The organism is Paenibacillus elgii NBRC 100335 (assembly GCF_004000865.1).
In the GTDB taxonomy this organism is placed as follows: Bacteria; Bacillota; Bacilli; order Paenibacillales; family NBRC-103111; genus Paenibacillus_G; species Paenibacillus_G elgii.
In genome coordinates this window covers 147,778-169,726 of record NZ_BIMB01000009.1, presented here as the reverse complement: position 1 = coordinate 169,726, position 21,949 = coordinate 147,778, and the positions used below count along the sequence as shown (strand labels likewise).

At 55.4% G+C, this 21,949-nt stretch carries 27 protein-coding genes; 24 read left to right on the top strand and 3 right to left on the bottom strand.

Annotated features, from left to right (window positions below; all coding sequences use genetic code 11):
• Genes PEL01S_RS09725 through comA form a run of 3 tightly spaced genes read right to left on the bottom strand, consistent with a single transcriptional unit; the run spans position 1 to position 2,136 of the window.
• On the bottom strand, positions 1–465 hold the full coding sequence (locus tag PEL01S_RS09725; RefSeq protein ID WP_010499056.1) for a DUF441 domain-containing protein: 465 nt from the start codon (positions 463–465) through the stop codon (positions 1–3).
• Between the two features lie 60 nt (positions 466–525).
• Positions 526–1,275 carry a 2-phosphosulfolactate phosphatase gene (locus PEL01S_RS09720; protein ID WP_127460149.1) on the bottom strand — a complete coding sequence of 250 codons (750 nt, stop codon included), beginning with the start codon at positions 1,273–1,275 and terminating at the stop codon, positions 526–528.
• A gap of 21 nt (positions 1,276–1,296) precedes the next feature.
• Positions 1,297–2,136, bottom strand: coding sequence for a phosphosulfolactate synthase (comA, locus tag PEL01S_RS09715; protein ID WP_127460148.1), 840 nt, complete (start codon positions 2,134–2,136; stop codon positions 1,297–1,299).
• Between the two features lie 138 nt (positions 2,137–2,274).
• On the opposite strand from comA, the gene PEL01S_RS09710 reads away from it, so the two are divergent.
• The 24 genes from PEL01S_RS09710 to recN all read left to right on the top strand — a co-directional run bounded on the left by PEL01S_RS09710 (position 2,275) and on the right by recN (position 21,813).
• Positions 2,275–2,547 carry a YqhV family protein gene (locus PEL01S_RS09710; RefSeq protein WP_036690123.1) on the top strand — a complete coding sequence of 91 codons (273 nt, stop codon included), beginning with the start codon at positions 2,275–2,277 and terminating at the stop codon, positions 2,545–2,547.
• Between the two features lie 69 nt (positions 2,548–2,616).
• Positions 2,617–3,603 carry a stage III sporulation protein AA gene (gene spoIIIAA / locus PEL01S_RS09705; RefSeq protein ID WP_127460147.1) on the top strand — a complete coding sequence of 329 codons (987 nt, stop codon included), beginning with the start codon at positions 2,617–2,619 and terminating at the stop codon, positions 3,601–3,603.
• 40 nt (positions 3,604–3,643) lie between these two features.
• Positions 3,644–4,162: a stage III sporulation protein SpoIIIAB gene (spoIIIAB, locus tag PEL01S_RS09700; RefSeq protein ID WP_036690129.1), complete on the top strand. Its 519-nt coding sequence runs from the start codon at positions 3,644–3,646 to the stop codon at positions 4,160–4,162.
• 34 nt (positions 4,163–4,196) lie between these two features.
• Positions 4,197–4,400: a stage III sporulation protein AC gene (gene spoIIIAC, locus PEL01S_RS09695; RefSeq protein WP_010499062.1), complete on the top strand. Its 204-nt coding sequence runs from the start codon at positions 4,197–4,199 to the stop codon at positions 4,398–4,400.
• A 15-nt stretch (positions 4,401–4,415) separates the two neighbouring features.
• Positions 4,416–4,805, top strand: a complete 390-nt coding sequence (gene spoIIIAD, locus PEL01S_RS09690) for a stage III sporulation protein AD (RefSeq protein WP_010499064.1) — start codon at positions 4,416–4,418, stop codon at positions 4,803–4,805.
• 63 nt (positions 4,806–4,868) lie between these two features.
• The gene (spoIIIAE, locus tag PEL01S_RS09685; protein WP_063186076.1) at positions 4,869–6,101 is read left to right on the top strand and encodes a stage III sporulation protein AE; all 1,233 of its coding nucleotides are present in this window, start codon (positions 4,869–4,871) and stop codon (positions 6,099–6,101) included.
• Positions 6,102–6,130: 29 nt separating this feature from the next.
• Positions 6,131–6,874 carry a stage III sporulation protein AF gene (spoIIIAF, locus tag PEL01S_RS09680; RefSeq protein ID WP_127460146.1) on the top strand — a complete coding sequence of 248 codons (744 nt, stop codon included), beginning with the start codon at positions 6,131–6,133 and terminating at the stop codon, positions 6,872–6,874.
• A 5-nt stretch (positions 6,875–6,879) separates the two neighbouring features.
• A complete protein-coding gene (gene spoIIIAG / locus PEL01S_RS09675) occupies positions 6,880–7,512 on the top strand; it encodes a stage III sporulation protein AG (protein ID WP_063185951.1) in 633 nt (210 codons plus the stop codon).
• Positions 7,513–7,575: 63 nt separating this feature from the next.
• Entirely contained in the window at positions 7,576–8,511 is a 936-nt protein-coding gene (locus tag PEL01S_RS09670; RefSeq protein WP_127460145.1) for a SpoIIIAH-like family protein, read from the top strand.
• A gap of 327 nt (positions 8,512–8,838) precedes the next feature.
• Positions 8,839–9,330, top strand: coding sequence for an acetyl-CoA carboxylase biotin carboxyl carrier protein (accB, locus tag PEL01S_RS09665; RefSeq protein ID WP_127460144.1), 492 nt, complete (start codon positions 8,839–8,841; stop codon positions 9,328–9,330).
• Between the two features lie 20 nt (positions 9,331–9,350).
• A complete protein-coding gene (accC, locus tag PEL01S_RS09660; protein ID WP_127460143.1) occupies positions 9,351–10,709 on the top strand; it encodes an acetyl-CoA carboxylase biotin carboxylase subunit in 1,359 nt (452 codons plus the stop codon).
• A gap of 95 nt (positions 10,710–10,804) precedes the next feature.
• Positions 10,805–11,215, top strand: coding sequence for an Asp23/Gls24 family envelope stress response protein (locus PEL01S_RS09655; protein WP_063185946.1), 411 nt, complete (start codon positions 10,805–10,807; stop codon positions 11,213–11,215).
• Positions 11,216–11,291: 76 nt separating this feature from the next.
• On the top strand, positions 11,292–11,852 hold the full coding sequence (gene amaP, locus PEL01S_RS09650) for an alkaline shock response membrane anchor protein AmaP (protein WP_127460142.1): 561 nt from the start codon (positions 11,292–11,294) through the stop codon (positions 11,850–11,852).
• A gap of 14 nt (positions 11,853–11,866) precedes the next feature.
• Positions 11,867–12,106 carry a DUF2273 domain-containing protein gene (locus PEL01S_RS09645; RefSeq protein ID WP_054976928.1) on the top strand — a complete coding sequence of 80 codons (240 nt, stop codon included), beginning with the start codon at positions 11,867–11,869 and terminating at the stop codon, positions 12,104–12,106.
• 129 nt (positions 12,107–12,235) lie between these two features.
• Positions 12,236–12,694: a transcription antitermination factor NusB gene (gene nusB, locus PEL01S_RS09640; RefSeq protein WP_127460141.1), complete on the top strand. Its 459-nt coding sequence runs from the start codon at positions 12,236–12,238 to the stop codon at positions 12,692–12,694.
• Positions 12,695–12,723: 29 nt separating this feature from the next.
• On the top strand, positions 12,724–13,584 hold the full coding sequence (gene folD, locus PEL01S_RS09635) for a bifunctional methylenetetrahydrofolate dehydrogenase/methenyltetrahydrofolate cyclohydrolase FolD (protein ID WP_127460140.1): 861 nt from the start codon (positions 12,724–12,726) through the stop codon (positions 13,582–13,584).
• A 17-nt stretch (positions 13,585–13,601) separates the two neighbouring features.
• Positions 13,602–15,002, top strand: a complete 1,401-nt coding sequence (gene xseA, locus PEL01S_RS09630) for an exodeoxyribonuclease VII large subunit (protein WP_127460139.1) — start codon at positions 13,602–13,604, stop codon at positions 15,000–15,002.
• The gene (xseB, locus tag PEL01S_RS09625; protein ID WP_010499089.1) at positions 14,977–15,234 is read left to right on the top strand and encodes an exodeoxyribonuclease VII small subunit; all 258 of its coding nucleotides are present in this window, start codon (positions 14,977–14,979) and stop codon (positions 15,232–15,234) included. Before xseA ends, xseB begins: the two co-directional genes overlap by 26 nt.
• Entirely contained in the window at positions 15,231–16,136 is a 906-nt protein-coding gene (locus PEL01S_RS09620; RefSeq protein WP_127460138.1) for a polyprenyl synthetase family protein, read from the top strand. The genes xseB and PEL01S_RS09620 overlap by 4 nt, the downstream gene beginning before the upstream one ends.
• A 170-nt stretch (positions 16,137–16,306) precedes the next feature.
• The gene (gene dxs / locus PEL01S_RS09615; RefSeq protein WP_174806922.1) at positions 16,307–18,214 is read left to right on the top strand and encodes a 1-deoxy-D-xylulose-5-phosphate synthase; all 1,908 of its coding nucleotides are present in this window, start codon (positions 16,307–16,309) and stop codon (positions 18,212–18,214) included.
• Positions 18,215–18,236: 22 nt separating this feature from the next.
• Positions 18,237–19,073, top strand: coding sequence for a TlyA family RNA methyltransferase (locus tag PEL01S_RS09610; RefSeq protein WP_063185932.1), 837 nt, complete (start codon positions 18,237–18,239; stop codon positions 19,071–19,073).
• Positions 19,074–19,143: 70 nt separating this feature from the next.
• Positions 19,144–19,629 (top strand): hypothetical protein, encoded by a 486-nt coding sequence (locus PEL01S_RS09605; RefSeq protein ID WP_127460137.1) that lies wholly within the window; start codon positions 19,144–19,146, stop codon positions 19,627–19,629.
• 14 nt (positions 19,630–19,643) lie between these two features.
• On the top strand, positions 19,644–20,093 hold the full coding sequence (ahrC, locus tag PEL01S_RS09600; RefSeq protein WP_036690275.1) for a transcriptional regulator AhrC/ArgR: 450 nt from the start codon (positions 19,644–19,646) through the stop codon (positions 20,091–20,093).
• Positions 20,094–20,112: 19 nt separating this feature from the next.
• Positions 20,113–21,813 carry a DNA repair protein RecN gene (gene recN, locus PEL01S_RS09595; protein WP_127460136.1) on the top strand — a complete coding sequence of 567 codons (1,701 nt, stop codon included), beginning with the start codon at positions 20,113–20,115 and terminating at the stop codon, positions 21,811–21,813.
• Positions 21,814–21,949 lie beyond the last annotated feature (136 nt).

Sequence of the window (21,949 nt, the reverse complement as noted above, 5' to 3'; positions counted from 1 at the left end):
CTAACGCAGCTTATCGAAGACAAACGTAAACAGCTTGAACAGAAAAGCAGTAATTCCGGCGGCCATCAACGGCCCGACCGGAATGCCTTTCAAGAAAATAATCCCGAAAATGGAGCCAATGACAAGACCCACAATCAATTGTGGGTCTATTTTTAATAACTCCAAGCCTTTACCGTTCATGTACGTTGCGATTGCGCCCCCGACCAAGGCCAAGATCCCCGGCCAAGTAGTGAACATCGACGTCACGTCTTTAATGGAAATCCGTTCGCTGGCGAACGGAACCAATACCCCCATCGTCAAAAACAACAGTCCGAGCTCCAGCCCTCTCCGTTCGATGGTAGGCAAATATCGTTCCAAACTGATGAGCTTAATAATCAACAGCACGCACGCCGCGGTTGTAATAATATGGGAGCGACCGATCAGACCGATGATAATCAGCGCTACCAGCAAAATGTCTCCGTTCATGGTCAGGCCCCTTGTCCATTGGTTTCTTTTCCAGTGTATGAACGAGGGCTTGGTTTAGAACTAGAGCGAGGAGGAGGCGTGTTCCGGCTCCAGCTTTCCGGCACGCACGACAGGGGCCAAGGGCAAGAGGTCGATTTGCGCGCAGTACGTCACATCGTCACGGAAGCCGAGCTTGATCAGCCGTCGTCCGCCTGCGCAGGAGAGCAGGATTTCGGTCAGACGGTCCTGTACTTGCCGGTAGGCATGGAGCATAGCCAGGCCAAAATCGCCGACCGCCTGTGCGGCCGCCGGACTGTCCGGATCGCAGCCGGACAACTGGAGCAACTCGTGCACAAGCAGACCGGCGCATAGGCCGTCTTCCAGCGAGAACACGTCCTGGGCTCCCGAGCAGACCAGCACGATTTCCTGGTCCAGCGAGGCCGCCTTGCGGGCGCAGGCCCCGGCGTTCAGGAAAGCGCCGATCAGCACGTGATCCGCCTTCCTGGCCTTATGAATCGCCCGGGTGCCGTTTGTCGTCGTCATGATTAACGTTTTTCCGGACACGGCTTCAGGCGTATACTCGAGCGGGGAATTGCCGAAATCGAAGCCGGGAATTTTTTTGCATGAGCGTTCGCCCCCGAGCAAAGTCCCCGGGCTCTGCAAGCTTTTCGCCTGGCTCACCGTTTCGACCGGGACAAGAGTCCGGCATCCTCCGGCAAGCGCTGTCAGCATCGTGGAGGTTGCACGAAGCACATCGATGACGATAACGGTTTTGTGCTGAAGATCGTCGGACCTCGCTTCGTTAATGCACGCGATTACTTGAATATTCATGGAAACCGGACCTCCCCCGCTTCAAATTTGCCAATCCCACGAATGGCCGACGGCAGCGGATTGCAGCCCTTCGGAAAGCATCGTATCCGACCGGAGCCCCCGACGGAGCGCTTCGAGCGAGATGACGTCCGAAGGAGCAACGTTGCCCAGATGCACGTCGGCTCCCAGCATTTGCATCAGATGTACCTGCTGCTCCTTTTGTGGCGCTTCCCAGAGCAGAACGCCCGGACTGGGCACCTGGCTCAGCACCTGCACGATCTCCTTATCCTTGCAAGCGCCTTGAGCGTCGTAGATGCCGACGCCTTTACCGGATTCCCGGCCTTCGATCGTGACAAGCGCGGCGCCAAGCCCGGTATCCACAACCACCGTCTCAATCAAATCGTCCAATTCGATCGTGGAGCCCCATCCTTTTTTCCCGTATTCGGTAATAACGGTGAGCCCTGCTTCCACGCCTCGGGAGATCAACTCGCTGCGCAGACTCCGGGGCACCTCGATGGTACCGTCCGACACTTCCACGCCGTTGAAGCCCATGTAAGCTGCCATATCAAAATAATGTTCGACCGCATCCTGCCGGATCGCCACCTCCAGAAACGTGCCTCCGGGATAGACGATAATGTCGTGGGCTTTGGCCATATCGATTTTTCGCTTAAGCAACTCCGTCCTATAAAGCGGCGAGGTGCCGAATCCGATTTTCAGCATGTCGATATAGACGCCTGCCGTCTGAAGCAAATCCTCAAGCGCATGAAGCCCAAGGCCTTTGTCGATCACCATCGTTTTGCCTAAGGCTCGCGGCTTCTCCGTACGACGCCCGGTCGGATCGCTGAGCAGGGTGTTCCACTGCAGCGCTGATGTAACCTCCATCTTGTATCGCCTCGCAGTAACGTTAAAGTTGAATTACGGTGTCATCATATGCATTTTGGGCGAATGGTGTGCCCCGCAAGCCTAAAATAAGACGAGCCCGCATAACATGACATAAGGAAATGCGAAGGGGGGAAACGCATGTCGGTCATTAATAAAATCGTCCTCAGTATGGCGCTGATCCGAATCTTCTCGGGGAGCATCGAGATTATGGCGGGGCTGCTGATGCTGCGCTATAACCAGATTGAAAAAGCGCTTCTGGTCAATTCGGGGTTAGCGCTGGTCGGACCTTTCGTGCTGCTTACGACAACGACGATCGGACTCGTGGGGATGGCGGATAAGCTGTCGGCGGGCAAAATGCTATGGGTGCTTGTCGGCGTAAGCTGTATTTTTATTGGAATCTTAAAAAAGTAATCGGTCATAGTTCAGTAGATTGCATCATACATATGATTGTAAAAGATGGACAGCTTGGGAGGGATAGCCATGATCCAGTCGCTGCTGCCGTTCTTCTCTGCCGATATGCAGCAGATCCTAGCAACTCTACCAACCCGCATTGCCGCCGAGCTGCAAGAAATCCGGATTCGCGAAGAGAGGCCTCTGGAAGTCGTCTGGGCCTCGGGCTGCGGCTTCGTATCGGACAAGGGCGGCTTATGCGCCGATCCCGGGCAAGCCTACCGGCCGACGCGCCGGGACTGTGCGGAGCTGCTGGAGCAGCTGACGCAGCATTCGATGTACACGTTCGAGGAGGAGCTGAAGCGGGGATTCATTACCGTTTCCGGCGGACACCGGATCGGCCTCGCCGGACGAACCGTCCTGGAGCAGGGAAAAGTAAAGTACATCAAGGATGTCAGCGGCTTCAATGTCCGGCTGGCGCGGGAATGGAAAAATGCCGCCAAGCCGGTCCTTCCCTATCTGCTCGAGCCGGGCGGCGAGCGGGTGTACCGTACGCTGATCGTCTCGCCTCCGCAGCAGGGGAAGACGACGCTGGTCCGCGATCTGGCCCGATTGCTGGGCACGGGAGGAGCGGACAACGGCTTACGCCGGTCCTTCAAGATCGGTATCGTCGACGAACGGTCCGAGATTGCCGCTTGCGTCAAAGGGGTGCCCCGCTTCGATGTCGGGTACCGGACGGACGTGCTGGACGGCTGCCCGAAGGCGGAAGGCATGATGATGATGATCCGCTCCATGTCGCCGGAGGTGCTGATTGCCGATGAGATCGGCCGGGCCGAGGACGCGCTTGCGATTCACGAAGCGCTGCACGCAGGCGTCGGCGTCATCGCTACGGCCCACGGCCGGGACGCCGCGGAGCTCAGGCGCCGTCCGATCCTGCGCGAGCTGCTCGAAGACGGCGTGTTCGACCGCTTTGTTGTACTGGCCAGACCGCCGGGAGCGGGCCCGGAAACGGCCGTCTGTGATAAGCAGGGCAAACGGCTGGACGACAAACTCGCATGGAGAGGGGGGCTGACCTGATGAAACGAACCCGTGAAGAGGATGAGGATGAGGAGCCCGCATGCTGAAGCTGCTTGGCGCCATGCTGATTTTGCTGGCAGGCACGCTGTTTGGCTTTTACCAAGCTTCCCAATTGTCGCGCCGACCGAGGCAAATCGCCGATCTGATCCGCATGCTGCAGCGGCTCGAAACGGAAATCGTCTACGGCTTCACACCGCTGCCGGACGCGCTCCGGCGCGCCGCAAGAGCGGATGACTCCCCGGCGGGCGCTTTGTTTGCGGCCGCAGCGGAGGAACTCGGCAAGCCCGGCGGCCGTTCCGTACAGGCCGTCTGGGAACAGGCGGTAAGCCGGGGATGGAAAACGACATCGATGAAAGCGGCGGAGCGGGACATTTTGCTACAGCTTGGCTCTACACTGGGGCTGACGGACCGCGATGACCAGGTGAAGCACCTGAGGCTCACCGTCAGCAGCTTGCAAGGGGAAGCGGACATTGCGCGGGACGAGCGGGAGCGGTACGAGCGGATGTGGAAAAGCCTCGGCCTGCTGATGGGCGCGTTAGTCGTCATTTTAATGTATTAGAAGCAGAGCCAGGCTTAAGGGTGAGGTGCCGCCAATGAACGTGGACGTAAACGCGATATTCCAGATCGCCGGCATCGGCATCATTATCGCAATGATTCATACCGTGCTGAAGCAGATGGGCAAAGAAGATATGGCGCATTGGGTCACCGTGATCGGCTTCGTCGTCGTGCTGTTTATGGTGGTCCGGCTGCTGGACAGCTTGTTTAAAGAGATCAAGACGATTTTTCTCTTCCAATAAAAGCAGGTGAAGCCCGTGGAAATCATTCAAATCGTAGGGCTCGGGTTGGTGACGACCGTTCTGGTGCTGATCATCAAGGAACAAAAGCCGATGTTCGCCTTCCTGCTGACGGCCTTCACCGGCATTACGATCTTTCTGTTTCTGATCGGCAAAATAACCGCCGTGATCGGAGTGCTGGAGGAGCTGGCCAACAAGGCGAACATCAACCTGATTTTTCTAAAAACGATTCTGAAAATTATCGGCATCGCCTACATTGCCGAATTCGGCGCCCAGATCGTCCGGGATGCCGGCCAGGAAGCGATCGCCTCCAAAATCGAGCTGTCCGGCAAAGTTCTCATTATGGTGATGGCCATTCCGATCGTCTCGGCCATCATCGAAACGGTCGTCAAGCTGCTTCCCGCATAGCTCCGGAGATGGGCAGCTCGGCATGAAAAAGCGGGTGGAGGCGAAGCGATGAGGCGGCGCTGGATGCAAGAGTTACGACATTCGTGCGGGAGATTGGCTGCCTGCACCGCGCTCCGGCTTAGACTGCTGCTAGGCGTGGCGTTCCTCACGGCGCTCCTGCTGGACGGAGGCGCGGGCTGCTGCGGCACCGCATATGCCGCCGTACCGGCGGAAGAGTTGATCCGGGAGCAAGCGCAGCGGCTGCCGCTCGATCAGGTCGAGCAATTCTGGAGCCGGCTGACCCGGCAGTACGGCGGATATTTTCCGGACAGCCGGGCCCCGAGCTTCATGGAGCTGCTGCTCGGAGCCAAGGATTTCGGCCTCGGCTCGGTTTTCTCGGGACTGTTCAAATATTTGTTTCACGAGCTTCTCTATAATGGCAAGCTGCTTGTTTCCATCGTCATTCTTACCGTGTTCAGCATGCTGCTGGAAACGCTGCAAAGCTCCTTCGAGAAAAATAACGTCAGCAAAATCGCCTACGCCATTTCGTTTCTGGTCCTGATGATTATGGCGGTCAACAGCTTCAGCGTCGCGATCGGCTATGCGAAATCGGCGATCACGGATATGATCCACTTCATGATCGCCGTCGTGCCGCTGCTGCTTACGCTGCTCGCCTCCATGGGCAACGTGGTGACGGTCACCGTCATGCACCCGCTGATCGTATTCATGATCCACGCCGTCGGGACGGCAATCTACTTCATCGTATTTCCGCTGCTGTTTTTCTCGGCGGTGCTGCATATTGTCAGCTCGCTGTCGGATAAATACAAGGTGACTCAGCTTGCGAATTTGCTGCGGAATGTCAGTGTCGGGTGCCTTGGAGTTTTCGTCACGGTATTTTTGGGGGTCGTTTCGGTACAAGGCATCGGCAGCGCCGCGGCGGATGGGGTGACGATCCGAACGGCCAAGTACATTGCCGGCAACTTCGTGCCGGTGGTCGGGAGGTTGTTCTCGGACGCCTCGGAGACCGTGATCGGTGCTTCGCTGCTGGTGAAAAATGCGGTAGGGCTGGCGGGGGTTGTCATTCTTCTGGTGCTCTGCGCCTTCCCGGCGCTCAAAATATTGGCGCTTGCCTTCATCTATAATGTGTCGGCTGCGGTGATGCAGCCCTTGGGAGATAACCCGATGATTACGTGCCTGGAAACGATTGGGAAAAGCTTAATTTTCGTATTTGCGGCGCTCGCCGTCGTCGGGTTGATGTTTTTCCTGGCGATCACCATTGTGATTGCCGCCGGCAACGTGTCCGTCATGATGCGCTGAATCGCGCCCCGCGAAGGAGAGGATGACGATTGGACTTCCTGAGCGGGTGGCTCAAGTCGATCGTCATGGTCATCTTGCTCGCCACCTTCGTCGACCTGCTGCTGCCGAACCAGTCGATGCAGCGCTACGTCAAAACCGTGATTGGTCTATTCCTGCTGCTTACGCTGCTGCAGCCGCTTTTCTCGCTGGTTGGCCAACGGTCGCAATTGGATGAGCGGGTCAAGGACGCGCTGTTCAAAAGCGGAGCGGCGAGGCCGGAACGGATGGCGGACGGGGCAAGCGGAGAGGTCGAATCGCTGCCTGTTACCCTGCAGCGGGCCGAAGCGTTGAAAGCCAAGCAGCAGGAGCAATCGCGCAAGCTGGTGGAGGCGCAGGCTGCCGATCTGATGAAGCGAAGCATCGAGCGGAAGGCTGGGGTGAAAGTGCGAAGCATTCAGGTGGAGACGGCATCCGATAGCGAAGGCCAGCTTGTCATCCGCAGCGTCTCCCTCGCCTTGGAACCGCAATCGCCGGCCACGTCCGTTACGGATACGACTTCAAGGCAGGGTACAGGAATCGAGCCGGTCAAACCGGTGGAGCCCGTTGCAGGTGTCGACATCCGCATCGGAGAGCCGCAATCGAGGCCCGTTTCCCGGATAAGCAGCAGGGAATCGGATGAAAATAAGCTATCGCCTGAATGGTTGCAGAAAAAGACGCAAATATTACTGATGTTGGAGCAGGATTGGCAGGTGGGCGAAGAGCAAATCCGGCTGGAACTGGCGGCGGGGAGGTGATGCGGATGGGAGAGATACGGAGAAGGATGCAATCGTGGCTTGGCGGCGGCCCGGGCGGTCCGAAGCGGGCGCAAACGTTTCGATGGGTGCTGCTGCTCGGGCTCGTAGGCGCCGCGCTTATGATTCTGAACTCGTTTATCACCGTGAAGGAGGTGGATCCCATCGGCACGGGACGGGCGTCTCCTCCCGATCAGACCAAGCCGGCCTTCGGTCAGGGAAGCAAAGAGCGAAGCCTATTCAAAGATTATGAGGAAGCGTATGAAACCGAGCTCAGAGACATTTTGACGAAAATTGTTGGAGTTGGCGAAGTGGAAGTGCTGGTGACCATTGAATCGACGGAGGAACTGAACGTCGAGCGCAACACCAAGGAAACGCAGCAAATTACCAATGAGAAAGATCCGCAGGGGGCCACGAGACATATCACCGACGTGACCCGTAACGGCGAAGTTGTGCTTTACGAGATTTCGGGCGGCAAGCAGCCGCTCGTCGTCAAGACGATTAAGCCGAAAATCCGCGGCGTACTCGTCGTCGCCAAGGGCGCGGAAAATCTGACGGTGAAAAAAATGATTACCGAAGCGGTAGAACGCGGGCTGGACGTTCCTGCCCACCGGATATCGATCCAGCCCCGCAAGCAGTAAGCTGTACGGGGCCGGTGCGATACATTCAATTTAAACAAGGATAAACGTTAAGGAGGATATGCAATGAATTCGAAAAGACAAACCATTTGGCTTGTATCCATGCTTAGTTTGATGGTGGTGCTGTCCGCCTACTACTTGTTTACGGAAGACGTGGGCAATGTGGAAGTGACGGGGACGACGCCGAAGGAAATGACGATCAGCGCCGGACAAACGGATGCCAAGCATCCGACAGCGACAGATGCGAACGCCGGTCCGAGAGGCGAGCAAAAGCCTGGGCAAAAACCGGAAGTGAAGCCCGAACAAAAGCCTGAGGTGAAACCGGAGCAAAAACCAGAAATAAAACCAGAGCAAAAGCCGGAGATTAAACCAGAGCAAAAGCCTGAGGTGAAGCCGGAGCAAAAACCGGAAATGAAGCCCGAGCAAAAGCCCGAGATGAAGCCGGAGCAAAAACCGGAAATGAAGCCCGAACAGAAACCTGAGATGAAGCCGGAACAAAAGCCGGAAGGCAAACCGGAGCAAAAGCCAGGCAAGGGCGAAAAACCCAGCAGCACGGGAGCGGAGACGTCGTCGATCGCCGCTCAGCCGGTCTCCAAAAACGAAACAGATGCCAAAGTGCTGCAGCAAGTGCAAGCACAGGCGCAGGCCCAATCGGGGAAAGACTATTTTGTAAACCTCCAGCTCAAGCGCAACGAGGAGATGGCTAAGAAGGCTGAGCAGCTCCTAACGATTATTGCGGACCCGAAACAAACGGCCGAAGCTGCCGTTAAAGCCCAGGAAGAGCTGCGGAAAATCGAAGATATGGAAGCCAAAGTCACGAATCTCGAAGAAAGCTTGACGAAAGATTTCCCGCAGGCTGTTGTAACACAAGATTCCAACAAATGGAAGGTTACCGTCCAAGCAAACAAGCTTGAGAAAAGCCAAGCGCTCAGCATCATCGACAAAACGATCAAAGAATTGAGCGTCGGCCCTGACACCGTATCGGTACAAATGATTCCTTAAGCCGGTTAAGCTTGAAGAGCTTGCTAGTAAGGAGAGTCCGGAAAACCCGGCTCTCCTTTTTTGCGGTATCATTCGACGTTTTTCAACATATTCTTTTCTTATTCGCGGCGGCTTTTTGGGACAGCCGGTGAAGCTGGAATGTTCGCACTATTCCCGAAGCAAGGAAACTCTTTTCTTACCGAAAGATTGTGATATAATAACAACGTCGTTTGTTTTACGGTGTTGACCGCAGCCGTGGGACAAGCCGTCGGTATGCCTGCCGCTTGGCCGGGAGCATGCTGTGGCTTGCGAGCGGCCGTCAACAAGATGCCCAAAGGAGTGAATTCCGTGTTTAAGTTAAGCGAAATTAAAGAATTGATCAAGCTGGTGGATCAAACATCTTTGCAAGAACTTGAGATCGAAAACGAAGGCTCCCGCCTTTTAATCCGTAAACCGAATAAAACCGAGCAAGTCGTCGTCACCGCTGCACAGCCTGCAGCCAGCCTCGTTGCCCAGCAGCCCGTTCCTCAAGCCGTCGTTCAGACATCTGCGGCAGTCAACATACCTGCAGCCGAAGCTCCGGCAGCAATCCCATCCAATTTACATACGATTGTTTCCCCTATGGTCGGCACGTTCTACGAAGCTCCGGCACCGGGAGCGGCGCCGTTCGTTTCCAAGGGCAGCAGCGTGAAGGAAACGACGATCGTCTGCATCATCGAAGCGATGAAGCTGATGAATGAGATCGAAGCCGAAGTCAAAGGCCAGATCGTCGAAGTGCTTGTAGAGAACGGCCAGTTGGTAGAGTACGGCCAACCGTTGTTCCTGGTGAAACCGGAATAATCCGCTAGGAGGAGAACCCATTGAAGTTTCAAAAAGTATTGATCGCCAACCGTGGGGAAATCGCCGTGCGCATTATTCGCGCATGCCGTGAACTCGGAATTTCTACGGTCGCGGTCTACTCGGAAGCGGACCGCGAAGCGCTGCATGTCCGTTTGGCGGACGAAGCCTATTGTATCGGACCGACAGCTTCCAAAGACAGCTATTTGAATTATACGAATCTGATGAGCGTCGCGACGTTGACGGAGACCGACGCGATTCATCCGGGATACGGATTTTTGGCGGAAAACGCCGACTTCGCCGAAATTTGCGAGAGCTGCAACATCACGTTCATCGGTCCTTCGCCGGAAGCGATCAGCAAGATGGGCGACAAAGCCGTCGCGAAGCAGACGATGAAGGAAGCGGGCGTTCCCGTTATCCCCGGCTCCGACGGCCTTGTCGAGGATATGGACGAAGCGATTCGGCTGGGCCGCGAGATCGGCTATCCGATCATTATTAAAGCAACGGCCGGAGGCGGAGGCAAAGGCATTCGTCTGGCCGAAAACGAAGAGATGCTGATTCAGCAAATTACGACCGCCCAGCAGGAGGCGCAAAAAGCTTTCGGCAATGCGGGCGTTTATTTGGAGAAATATTTGACGGGGATGAAGCACGTCGAAATTCAGGTGCTGGCCGACAAGCACGGCAACGTAGTGCATCTGGGCGAGCGCGACTGTTCGGTGCAGCGCCGCCGCCAGAAGCTGGTGGAGGAAGCGCCTTGTCCGATTCTGACCGAGGAAATTCGCGGACAAATGGGCGAAGCGGCTGTTCGCGCAGCCAAAGCCGTCGATTATTCCGGCGCCGGTACGCTCGAGTTTTTGCTCGGACCGGACGGACAGTTTTACTTTATGGAAATGAACACCCGGATTCAGGTAGAGCATCCGGTTACGGAGCTCATCACGGGCATCGATATTATTAAAGAAATGATCCGTGTCGCGGAAGGCGAGCCGCTTTCGTTCACTCAGGACGAGATCCGCATCAACGGCTGGGCGATCGAATGCCGGATTAACGCGGAAGACCCGGAGCGCAACTTTATGCCGTCCGCAGGTCAAATCAAATTTTATTTGCCGCCAGGCGGCTTTGGCGTCCGTGTCGACAGCGCCGCATACCCGGGCTACACGATTCCGCCTCATTACGATTCGATGATTGCGAAGCTGATCGTGTGGGGAGAGGACCGCAACGATGCGATTCAGCGAATGAAGCGCGCTTTGGCCGAATTTACGATCGAAGGCATTCATTCAACGATTCCATTCCATCTGAAGCTGTTGGAGCATAAAAAGTTTTTGGCCGGCGACTTCGATATCAAGTTTTTGGAAGAGCATGACGTGAACGATCCGGACTCTTAAGCAGCCGTTGACTTCGTTGTCATATTTATGAGGGAATGGTATAGTATACAATAAGTCTAGGTGTGGGCAAGCCAAATGTTTAGGAGGTCCTGACCATGAGTACACTGGCAGCGGATTATGAGAAGACCGAGATGGGCACGATTCAGATCGCTCCGGAGGTGATCGAGATCATCGCCGGTATGGCAACCGTGGAAGTGCCCGGCGTTGCAGGCATGAGCGGCGGATTTGCCGGAGATATCGCCGAGTTTCTCGGACGCAAAAATATGTCCAAAGGCGTAAAAGTCGAAGTGGGTCAGCGTGAAGCGGCGATTGATGTGTCTGTCATCATCGAATTCGGCACACGAATTCCGGAGGTCGCAAGCGCGGTTCAGCATAATGTCAAGCAGGCCATCGAATCGATGACCGGACTTAGTGTCGTTCAAGTGAACGTTCACATTCATGACGTTATTTTCAAAGGTGCGGAGAAAGTCGAAGAGCCGGAAACGCCCGCACAGCGCGTAAAATAATTAATAAATACCCCGGTTGAACCCCCATCCTTCACCGTTTGGGGGTTTCCTCCATCTTAGGAAGGAGTCAGGATTCGTGGTAAAAGTTCTCGACAGACTGCTGCTCTTTATTTTCAGCTTGGCCGTATTGATCGCAACATTAATTCTGCTGTGCGCTGCATTCGGCCTGATTTCCTTCGACAAAGCGGGCAACTTCGCTCACGACGTCTATTTCGATTTAAAAACGGCGATTATTTTCATCATCTCCACAGCGGTGGCCGCTCTGTTAAGCGTTCGCTTCCTGTATTTGTCCGTAAGGCGCGGCAAATCTTCGTCGCCATCGATCGATCAGCGGACCGAATTCGGGGACATCCGCATTTCGCTCGATACGGTGGAGAATTTGTCGTTGAAAGCGGCAGGCCGGACGCGCGGGGTTCAAGATTTGCGCGCCCGTGTCAAAGTGAATCAATCCGGACTTGAAATCGTCATTCGCGCCATCGTGGACGGCGAAAATTCCATTCCGGCGATGACCGAAGAGATGCAGGCGAATGTGAAGCGGCATATTGAGGAAATTACCGGGATTCCCGTAGCCTTCGTTACGGTATTTATCGCGAATATTCAACAATCGTCCCCGACCTTCAAAAGTCGAGTGGAATAGAGGTGAGCCCCCGGATGTGGATGCGAATTTGGGAGCAGCTGTGGGAACAGCACAGGGGTAAGACGATCGGCGTTCTGGCCGGGAGCGCCCTTGGCCTCATTTATTTGTTCTTCGGCTTCTGGCGTATGTTAATCTTTATCCTGATCGTATATACTGGATACTACATAGGGAAAAGGTTGGACCGGAACGAGCCGGTGTTTCCCGCAGAAGACACTTGGCGCCGGCTAATGGACAAATGGAGACTGTTCCGCTAAAATCCTTGGATGACGCCCAAGGATTTTTTTCGGTTAATAACAAGTTATAAGTCTTCAACTTAAGACACGGAAGACACAGCCGGTTTATTCCGGTGAAGCAAGTGCAAACCCACAGGAGGATTTGATCGGATGAGACGAAGATTGGCAAGGGAGCTTGCGGTGCAAAGCTTATATCAGATCGAAATGAACGAAGCGACAGCGGCCGATGCCATCGCGCACGTCATCGAAGAAGCGCGGACGGAGGACGAGGCGCAGCTGACGCGGGAGCGCGATCAGATTGTGCCTCATGAGGTGCTTGAGCTCGTGGAAGGCACGATGCAGCACAAGCGGCAAATCGACGGCCTGCTTTCCGATTATTTGAAGGGCTGGCAGATGGACAGGCTGTCCAAGGTAGACCGGGAAATTATGCGGCTGGCCACGTACGAAATGGTGTTTCGGGAAGATGTGCCGCCGAAGGTTGTCGTGAACGAAGCGATCGAAATGGCCAAAAATTTCGGCACGGAGGAATCGGGAAAGTTCGTCAACGGTGTGCTTGGCAAAATGATCAAAGACCTGGAGACGATCCGCAGCCGTTCGTCCGAAGCGTAAAAGCGACCTAGCGAAAGGGGAAAACAAGCATGTCCGCGCAAATCATTAACGGCAAAGAAATCGTCAGCGCTTACCGCGCCGATATTAAGCAGCAAGTCGAGCAGTTGAAGCAGCAAGGGGTACAGCCAGGACTTGCGGTGGTCATCGTCGGAGACGACCCGGCCTCGCACGTCTACGTGCGCAATAAAGCGAAAGCCTGTGAAGAAGCGGGCATGCATTCCGAAGTGTACAAGCTTCCGGAACATACGCCGGAAGCCGATGTGCTGGCTCTTATCTCCAAACTGAACGGCGATAACGCGATTCACGGCATTCTTGTCCAGTCGCCGCTGCCGGGACATATCTCGGAGGAACGGGTAGTCGAAGCGATCGCGGTCGAGAAGGACGTCGACTGCTTCCACCCGGTTAATGTGGGCAACCTGATGATCGGCAAGGAAGGCCCCGCTCCCTGCACGCCAGCGGGCGTCATTGAGATTCTCAAGAAAATCGGCGTTGAAATCGCCGGCAAGCATGCCGTCGTGATCGGCCGCAGCAACATCGTCGGCAAGCCGATGGCCATTCTGCTGCTTCGCGAGAATGCGACTGTTACGGTGTGTCACTCGCGCACGAAAAATATGGAAGAAATTACGCGGCAGGCGGATATTTTGATCGCGGCGGTCGGCAAGGCGAAGATGATCAACCGTAACCACATCAAGCCGGGAGCCGTTGTCGTCGACGTGGGCATCAACCGGCTCGATACCGGCAAGCTGGCGGGAGACGTCGATTTTGACGACGTTCTGGAGACGGCGAGCTATGTAACGCCGGTGCCGGGCTGCGTCGGTCCGATGACGATCACAATCCTGCTTCGTAATACGCTTGAAGCGGCACAGCGTGCAGCTTCTGCAACCAACTAGCGGTAACGGGCGTAGTTATGAAGGAAAAACAAATTTTATCGATCAAAGAGCTGAATCGATACATTAAAATGCTGCTTGAGGGCACGGACCGGCTGCAGGACGTTTGGGTGCGGGGTGAGATTTCTAATTTTACCCATCATTCCAGCGGACATATGTATTTTACGTTAAAAGATGCAGACAGCCGGTTAAAAAGCATTATGTTCGCCTCCTACAACCAGCGGCTTCCGTTCCTTCCCCGGGAAGGGACGAAGGTGATCGCCTGCGGGAATATCTCGGTATACGAACGGGACGGGCAGTATCAATTCTATGTCACGCAAATGCAGCCGGACGGCATCGGAAGCTTGTATCTGGCATTCGAGCAGTTGAAGAAAAAGCTGGAATCCGAAGGTCTGTTCGCTCCGGCGATAAAGAAGCCGATTCCGCGCTTTCCGCGCGCGATCGGGGTCATTACGTCGCCGACGGGCGCGGCGGTCCGCGATATTATTATCACCTTGCAGCGCCGTCATCCGACCGTGCCCATCCTACTGTATCCGGCGCTTGTGCAGGGGAAGCAGGCGGCTCCTTCGATTGTGAGAGCGATCGAGGAAATGAACGCCAGGGATGAAGTCGATGTGTTAATCGTCGGCCGCGGCGGCGGATCGCTTGAGGAGCTATGGGCCTTCAACGAAGAGGTCGTGGCCCGGGCGATCTTTGCTTCGAGACTGCCGATCATTTCGGCGGTCGGCCATGAAACGGATTTCACAATCGCGGATTTCGTTGCTGACCTGCGTGCTCCGACGCCGACGGCAGCTGCCGAGCTGGCCGTTCCGCATCATCAGGAGCTGAAGCAGCAGATCGGCTACTTGCGCCAGCAATTGTACGGCGGATTAACTCAGCAGCTGGAGCGAAGCAAAGAGCGATTGAAGCGGCTCCAGCGGTCGCCATACCTTACGAATCCCCGCAGGCAGCTGCTTTTGCAGCCAGCGGAACGTCTCGACCGCATGCGCGAGCAGCTCGACTACAAGATGCGCAGCCGCCTGACGAAAAGTCATGAGCGGCTGATGAAGGCCGACCGGCAGCTCGCTTCGTTTAATCCGAAGGAGCAGGTTGTCTACTCCCGGAAGCGGCTGGACTCGTCCGCCCGTTTGCTTCGCCAGACGATGCAGGCGGTATTGAGGCGCAAGCAGCAGGAGCTCGTATCGTCCATGCGCCAGCTGGATGCGCTCAGCCCGCTCAAGATCATGCAGCGGGGGTACGGCCTCGTATACGACGAGAAAGAGAAACAGCTCGTGAAATCGATCCAGCAGGTACAAATTGGGGATGTTTTGAAGCTGCGCCTGATGGACGGACGGATCGATTGTCATGTTTGGTCGATGGAGGAGAAGGCGGAGGAGAAGACGGAGGAGAAAAGCGATGTCAAATCAGGAAGCGACACCTAGCTTCGAACAGGCGATGGACCAGCTTGAGCGCATTGTGGCACAGCTCGAAAGCGGAGATATTCCGCTTGAGAAGGCGATCGAGCTGTTTCAAGAGGGCATGAAGCTGTCTCAATTGTGCGGGCAGAAGCTGGAACAGGTGGAACGCAAAATCGAAATTTTGCTTGAAGAAGAGGGCGGTCTGACGAAAAAGCCGTTTCAGCCGCAGGAAACCGATAAAGGGGATAACCGATGAACGAGTCATCCGGCATCCGAGATTACATTCGAGATATGGCTTCGCTCATAGAGCGGGAGCTGCAGCAGTCGATTCCGTCGTCGTGGGCGATTCCCGCCCCGCTTCGCGAATCGATGATGTACTCCTTGATGGCCGGCGGCAAGCGGCTGCGGCCGATTCTGGTGCTGGCAGCGGCAGAATCGCTAGGCGGCAGCCCGGAAGCGGCCGTTCCCGCAGCGTTGGCCGTGGAGATGATCCACACGTATTCGCTTATTCATGACGATCTTCCCGCTATGGACAACGACGATTTTCGCCGGGGCAAACCGACGAATCATAAGGTTTACGGCGAAGCCATGGCGATTCTGGCCGGGGACGCCTTGCTGACGCATGCGTTCTATTCGGTCGTTCAATCTGCAAGGAAGCATAACATTCCGGCCGATCGCGTGATCGACATCGTCGAAGAGCTATCCCGGCTTTCCGGAGCCCCCGGCATGGTCGGCGGTCAAGCGGCGGACATGCTGGGAGAGCAGGGAGTCACGAAGCTGGAAGAGCTGGAGTACATCCATCTGCACAAGACGAGCGACTTGATCGTCTTCTCCTTGAAAGCCGGCGGCCGGATCGCAGGAGCGACGGAAGCCCAGCTTGCCGCATTGGAGCGGTTCGGCACATGTATCGGGCTGGCTTTTCAAATTCAGGACGACGTGCTCGATCTGATCGGGGACGAAAGCAAGCTCGGCAAGCCCGTCCAGAGCGACGTCAAGCAGCAGAAAGTGACCTACCCTTATTTTATCGGGATTGAAGCATCGATTGCGAAGGCCGGGGAGCTGACGCGCGAGGCGAAGCAGGCGATCTTGGCGGCGGATTTCCCGCGCCCGGAGCGGTTGCTGGAGCTTGCGGATTATTTAATGAAGCGCGACCATTAGCGCTTGGACCGGTTCTGCCGCCCGTAGTGCGGCTGCTTTCGCACCGGTCCCGTTTGAGCGCGTGACGGTCCTGTGCTATAATGGCATCGTATTCAAACACATTACATAGCCTATGCAATGAAGCAGATCGTTACCGACTTTACCTGCCATTCGTTAGGCATACTCCAACTATGGAAAGCGAGGGAACAAGCGTGCTGCTCGATCACATTCATCAGCCTGAGGACTTGAAACGTCTGACTGTGGAACAGCTGGAGCAAGTGGCTGCGGAAACGAGACATTTCCTTGTCGAGAAGCTTTCGGTCACCGGCGGTCACCTCGCGCCCAACCTTGGCGTTGTCGAGTTAACGATTGCTATGCACTATTTGTTCGACAGTCCGAAGGATAAATTTATTTTCGATGTCGGTCATCAGTCGTATGTTCACAAGATTCTGACCGGTCGAAAAGACAAGTTCGATACATTGCGCAAATATAAAGGCCTGTGCGGCTTCGTGAAGCGTTCCGAAAGCGAGCATGACGTCTGGGAGGCCGGCCACAGCAGCACTTCGCTGTCTGCAGCGATGGGGATGGCTGTCGCTCGCGATTTGAAGGGCGAGAAGAACCGGATCGTTGCCATGATCGGGGACGGAGCGCTTACCGGCGGTATGGCTCTGGAGGCTCTGAACCATATCGGCCACGAGAAGCGGAAGCTGATGGTCATTCTGAACGACAACGAAATGTCCATCGCCCCCAACGTCGGAGCACTTAGCCATTATTTGGCGCGCATTCGTTCGGACCGGCACTATGTGAAGGCCAAGGAAGAATTCGAGCACCTGATCAAAAAGATTCCGGCCATCGGCGGCACCTTGGCGAAGACGGCGGAACGGGTGAAGGATTCGTTCAAATATTTGGTTGTTCCCGGCGTCTGGTTCGAAGAGCTCGGTCTTACGTACCTGGGACCTGTGGACGGCCACAACTTGCCGCTGCTGCTTGAAACCATGAAGCAAGCGGATAAAGTAAACGGGCCTGTCCTTGTGCATGTAATCACAACCAAAGGCAAGGGCTATTCGCCGGCCGAGGCGGATTCCCATAAATGGCACGGCATCAGCCCGTACAAAATCGAATCCGGCCAAGTCCTGAAGACGGTCGGCCCTCCGATGTATACGGAAGTGTTTGGAAGCACGTTGATTGAGCTGGCGAAGCAGGACGAGCGAATTGTGGCGATTACCCCGGCAATGCCCGGCGGTTCGGGTCTGCTCGGCTTTGCCAAGGAATTTCCCGGCCGGATGTTTGACGTAGGGATTGCGGAGCAGCATGCCGCTACGTTTTCCGCCGGTCTGGCCGAGGAAGGGTTGAAGCCGGTGTTCGCCGTTTACTCGACCTTCCTGCAGCGCGCTTACGACCAGGTCGTACACGATATTTGCCGCGCTAACCTGAACGTTGTGTTCGCCATCGACCGTGCGGGCTTTGTCGGTCCGGACGGCGAGACGCATCAAGGGGTATACGATATGGCATACTTGCGCAGCATTCCGAATATGGTGCTGATGATGCCGAAGGACGAGAATGAGCTGCGGCATATGATGAAGACGGCTTTCGAGTATAACGAAGGTCCGATTGCTTACCGTTATCCGCGGGAAAGCGGGCTCGGGGTGCCGATGGACGAGACGCTCCAGCCGATTCCGATCGGCACTTGGGAAGTGCTCCGTCCGGGAAGCGATGCGGCGATTCTGGCCGTCGGCCCGATGATTCCGCTTGCTCTGGAAGCGGCCGAGGCGATGAGCAAGGAAGGCGTACAAGTTCGCGTCATTAACGCGCGGTTTATCAAGCCGATGGACGAGGCGATGCTTCTTCAGTTGGCGAAAGAAGACATCCCGATTCTGACCCTGGAGGAAGGGGCAGAGCTCGGAGGCTTCGGCAGCGGTGTGCTGGAGCATTACTCGCAGCACAATGTATACGGCCTGCGAATCAAAATTATCGGCGTGCCGGATTATTTCGTCGAGCACGGCTCCGTCAAGGAACAGCGTAAAGAGGTCGGATTCACAGCCGAGCGGCTCGTATCGGAACTGCAGGCGCTCGTTCCGCGCAGACGGCAGCGGGCCTAACAATATGAGGTAGGAGCAATTCATGGCTGCGGACAAAGCGGAAAAAGAACGACTCGATGTCCTGCTCGTCGAGCAGGGTTATTATGAAACAAGAGAAAAGGCCAAGGCGGCCATTATGGCCGGATTGGTGCTGGTAGACGACGTTCCGGTCGACAAGGCCGGAACGAAGATTGCCCGCACGTCCCGGCTGATTGTCAAGGGTGCGGTGCATCCTTACGTCAGCCGCGGCGGGCTGAAGCTGGAGAAGGCGCTCAACGTGTTCGGTATCGACCTGAGTGGCGTTACGATGCTGGACATCGGCGCCTCGACCGGCGGATTTACCGATTGCGCGCTGCAGAACGGGGCGGTTCACGTCTATGCGGTCGATGTCGGTTACAACCAGCTGGATTGGTCGCTGCGCAAGGACCCCAGAGTCAGCGTGATGGAGCGGACCAATTTTCGCTACATGCAGCCGGGCGACTTGCAGGGACCGGAGCCGGCATTTGCCTCGATCGACGTTTCCTTCATTTCTTTAAAACTTATTTTGCCGCCGCTGAAACAGCTGCTTGCACCGCAAGGGCAAGTCGTTGCCTTGATTAAGCCGCAATTCGAGGCGGGCCGGGAGAAAGTAGGTAAATCCGGCGTCGTCCGCGACCCCCGAGTCCATCAAGAGGTGTTGGAAGACATCCTCCGGTTTGCCCAGGATATTGGTTACGCGATTAGAGGATTGACTTACTCTCCGATCAAGGGCGGCGAGGGTAACATTGAATTTTTAGTACATCTTCTCCATACGGACGAGCCTGGGTTGTCCGGTCCCGAACTGGACCGGTTGATCCGAGAGGTCACCCAAGAGTCGCAAAGCATGCAGAGCTCATCTTGACGGATGAGTTTTTTTGCCTTTATACAGGAATTTGGATACGGTTTCTCGAATATTCCTTCGAGGTGATTCCATGCAAAGCGGGGACGGCTTGATCGTGTTTTTGGTGGCGCTGGCACTAGGGGCATGGGGGTATTTTTACGCCCGGAGCAAGCTGAAGGAAGCCGTGGAGGACGAGCCTCCGTTCGAATTTCTCGCCGACGCGGAGGTGTCGGAGGATGAAGCGACGGAGCTTCTCGAGGCGCGCGGTTACTCGGTCCTTAGCGGTAAGAAACGCATTCCTGTACACATCAAAGTCAACCGCAGCGAAACGCTTCAAAGCCGGCTGTTCGTCGATTACACCGCGGAGAAAAACGGCCGGTATTACATTGTCAAGACAGCAAAAGAGCGTAAACCGATGGAGAGGACCGGAAGCGGCGTCCGCGACCATCTGCTCGTGTATCAACTGTTATACCCGAAAACGGCAGGAGTCGTATATGTAAATGTGCCTGAACAAACGGTGGACTGCTATGTGTTCGAACTGCAAGCTGAAGATGACGACGATACCGAGACCCCATAACCAGGGAGGAAGCCATGAAGGGCCAACGACATGTTAGAATACGAGAAATCATCACCAACAACGAAATCGAAACGCAGGACGAGCTCGTCGAGCAGCTTCGCAAAGCGGGCTTCCATGTCACGCAGGCGACCATTTCCAGAGATATCAAAGAAATGCATCTGATCAAAGTGCCGTTAGACGACGGAAGGTACAAATATTCCATGCCGGCCGATCAGCGCTACAATCCGCTGCAGCGTTTGCGGCGGGCGCTCAACGATCATTTTGTGCATATTGACCATACCGAAAATCTCGTCGTGATCAAAAGCTTGCCGGGGACGGCCAATGCGATTGCGGCGCTCATTGACAGTCTGGAATGGAACGAGATTATGGGAACGATCAGCGGCGACGACACGATTCTGATCATTTGCCGAACCAAGGATCACAGCTCACATATCGTTAATCAAGTCTTGGGAATGCTCAGTTAATGTCAGAGAGGTGTAGCTTATGCTGCTGGAACTATCCATTCGCCATCTGGCGGTTATCGAACATGTTGAATTGCATTGCAAAACCGGATTCCACGTGTTGACGGGGGAAACGGGGGCGGGCAAATCGATCATCATCGACGCGCTCGGTCTGATTGCCGGGGGCCGAAGCTCTTCGGATCTGGTTCGCTACGGAAGTGACAAAGCATCGATCGAAGCGTTGTATCAGATCGGGAAGGATCATCCCGTTTGGAATATTTTGTCCGGCGTGGGAATAGAAGCCGACCCGGAGGAGCATCTTATTATTCGCAGAGAAATTACGGCTCAAGGTAAAAGCACCAGCCGCGTGAACGGACAATTGGTCAACCGCGCTGTGCTTAGGGAAATCGGCGATTATCTGGTCAATATTCACGGACAGCACGAGCATCAATCGTTGTTCCGGGTAGAGGAGCATATCCGGTGGCTTGACATGTTCGGCGAGCCGCAGATTTTGCCAGCCAAGCTTGCTTATCAGGAAGCGTACGATGTATACCAGGGAATCCGCAAGCAGCTTAAGGAGCTGCAGGAAACGAGCAAGCAAGCGCTGCAAATGATGGATTTGTACCGGTTTCAGGTGGAGGAAATCCGTACAGCCAAGCTGAAAGCGGGAGAAGACGAGGCGCTGGCCGATGAGAAGCGAAAGCTGGTCAATGCGGAACGGCTGTTCCAGAACGCCTCCGACGCTTACGATCTATTGTATGGGGGAAGCAAGGGACTGGATGCCGTCGGCCGTGCCGTCCAGAAGCTTCAGGATATCGCCGCACTCGATCCCGCCAAGCTTCAGTCGCTGTTGGAGCAGGTGCAAGGGGCCTTCTACCAGTTGGAAGACGCGGCTTACCAAGTTCGCGATTACCGTGATGAAGTGGAGTTCAACCCTTCCAGACTCGATTTTATCGAGCAAAGGCTGGATACGATCTCATCGCTTCGCAGAAAATATGGAGAATCCGTTTCGGATATCCTTGCATATGTTGAAAAGATTGAAAAGGAACTGGACCTGATCGAGAACAAGGACGAAAAGCTTCAGCAGCTGCAAAAAGAAGAAGCGGTGGCCCTCGAACAGGTACAGCGGCTGGCTTCGGTTCTGACCGAGCAGCGTATGATTGTAGCGGACAAGCTCGCGGCGGAAATTGTGGCGGAGCTCCGCGAGCTGCAGATGGAACGGACGCAGTTCCGGGTCCATTTTGCCGTGGATGTGGAAAAGAAGCTGACGCGCGAAGGCGCAGATCAAGTCGAGTTTCTCATTTCGGCGAATCCCGGGGAACCGATGCGTGCGCTCAGCAAAATCGCTTCGGGTGGGGAAATCTCCCGCGTCATGCTGGCGCTTAAATCCATTTTTGCCCGGGTGGACAGTATCCCGGTAATGGTCTTCGACGAAGTGGATACCGGGGTAAGCGGTCGCGCGGCACAGGCGATAGCCGAGAAAATGTCCAGACTATCCCGGAGCTGTCAAATCTTCTCCATTACGCATCTGCCGCAGGTCGCCTGCATGGCGGACGTGCATTACCGCATTCATAAAACGACGGATGGAGACCGCACTTATACGAATATTGACGACTTAAATACGGAAGAACGTATTCACGAGCTGGCCCGTATGCTGGGAGGCGTCGAAGTGACCGACAAAACGCTCCAGCACGCGCAGGAAATGATCGCGCTTGCCGATAACATGAAAGCGAAAATGAGCTAGCCAAGGGATCATTTTGGAGTTATAAAAGAAAAGGGCGGGGGTTACCTTAAAGGTACACAAACGGCGGTGCAGCCAGCTTTGAAGCCGGAAGTCGCATGCCGCGTGCCGCTAAGCAAAGGAAGCAAGGGAGCGTGAG

Bases quoted from the DNA above. Each gene is read 5' to 3' on its own strand.
- spoIIIAA (WP_127460147.1), top strand. From the start codon at position 2,617: ATGATCCAGTCGCTGCTGCCGTTCTTCTCTGCCGATATGCAGCAGATC.
- PEL01S_RS09725 (WP_010499056.1), bottom strand. From the start codon at position 465: ATGAACGGAGACATTTTGCTGGTAGCGCTGATTATCATCGGTCTGATC.
- PEL01S_RS09670 (WP_127460145.1), top strand. From the start codon at position 7,576: ATGAATTCGAAAAGACAAACCATTTGGCTTGTATCCATGCTTAGTTTG.
- ahrC (WP_036690275.1), top strand. From the start codon at position 19,644: ATGAAGGGCCAACGACATGTTAGAATACGAGAAATCATCACCAACAAC.
- dxs (WP_174806922.1), top strand. From the start codon at position 16,307: ATGGAAAGCGAGGGAACAAGCGTGCTGCTCGATCACATTCATCAGCCT.
- nusB (WP_127460141.1), top strand. From the start codon at position 12,236: ATGAGACGAAGATTGGCAAGGGAGCTTGCGGTGCAAAGCTTATATCAG.
- spoIIIAB (WP_036690129.1), top strand. From the start codon at position 3,644: ATGCTGAAGCTGCTTGGCGCCATGCTGATTTTGCTGGCAGGCACGCTG.
- PEL01S_RS09645 (WP_054976928.1), top strand. From the start codon at position 11,867: ATGTGGATGCGAATTTGGGAGCAGCTGTGGGAACAGCACAGGGGTAAG.
- xseB (WP_010499089.1), top strand. From the start codon at position 14,977: ATGTCAAATCAGGAAGCGACACCTAGCTTCGAACAGGCGATGGACCAG.
- PEL01S_RS09620 (WP_127460138.1), top strand. From the start codon at position 15,231: ATGAACGAGTCATCCGGCATCCGAGATTACATTCGAGATATGGCTTCG.
- spoIIIAG (WP_063185951.1), top strand. From the start codon at position 6,880: ATGGGAGAGATACGGAGAAGGATGCAATCGTGGCTTGGCGGCGGCCCG.
- spoIIIAE (WP_063186076.1), top strand. From the start codon at position 4,869: ATGCAAGAGTTACGACATTCGTGCGGGAGATTGGCTGCCTGCACCGCG.
- folD (WP_127460140.1), top strand. From the start codon at position 12,724: ATGTCCGCGCAAATCATTAACGGCAAAGAAATCGTCAGCGCTTACCGC.
- recN (WP_127460136.1), top strand. From the start codon at position 20,113: ATGCTGCTGGAACTATCCATTCGCCATCTGGCGGTTATCGAACATGTT.
- xseA (WP_127460139.1), top strand. From the start codon at position 13,602: ATGAAGGAAAAACAAATTTTATCGATCAAAGAGCTGAATCGATACATT.
- PEL01S_RS09655 (WP_063185946.1), top strand. From the start codon at position 10,805: ATGAGTACACTGGCAGCGGATTATGAGAAGACCGAGATGGGCACGATT.
- comA (WP_127460148.1), bottom strand. From the start codon at position 2,136: ATGGAGGTTACATCAGCGCTGCAGTGGAACACCCTGCTCAGCGATCCG.
- spoIIIAC (WP_010499062.1), top strand. From the start codon at position 4,197: ATGAACGTGGACGTAAACGCGATATTCCAGATCGCCGGCATCGGCATC.
- PEL01S_RS09605 (WP_127460137.1), top strand. From the start codon at position 19,144: ATGCAAAGCGGGGACGGCTTGATCGTGTTTTTGGTGGCGCTGGCACTA.
- PEL01S_RS09610 (WP_063185932.1), top strand. From the start codon at position 18,237: ATGGCTGCGGACAAAGCGGAAAAAGAACGACTCGATGTCCTGCTCGTC.
- PEL01S_RS09710 (WP_036690123.1), top strand. From the start codon at position 2,275: ATGTCGGTCATTAATAAAATCGTCCTCAGTATGGCGCTGATCCGAATC.
- PEL01S_RS09720 (WP_127460149.1), bottom strand. From the start codon at position 1,275: ATGAATATTCAAGTAATCGCGTGCATTAACGAAGCGAGGTCCGACGAT.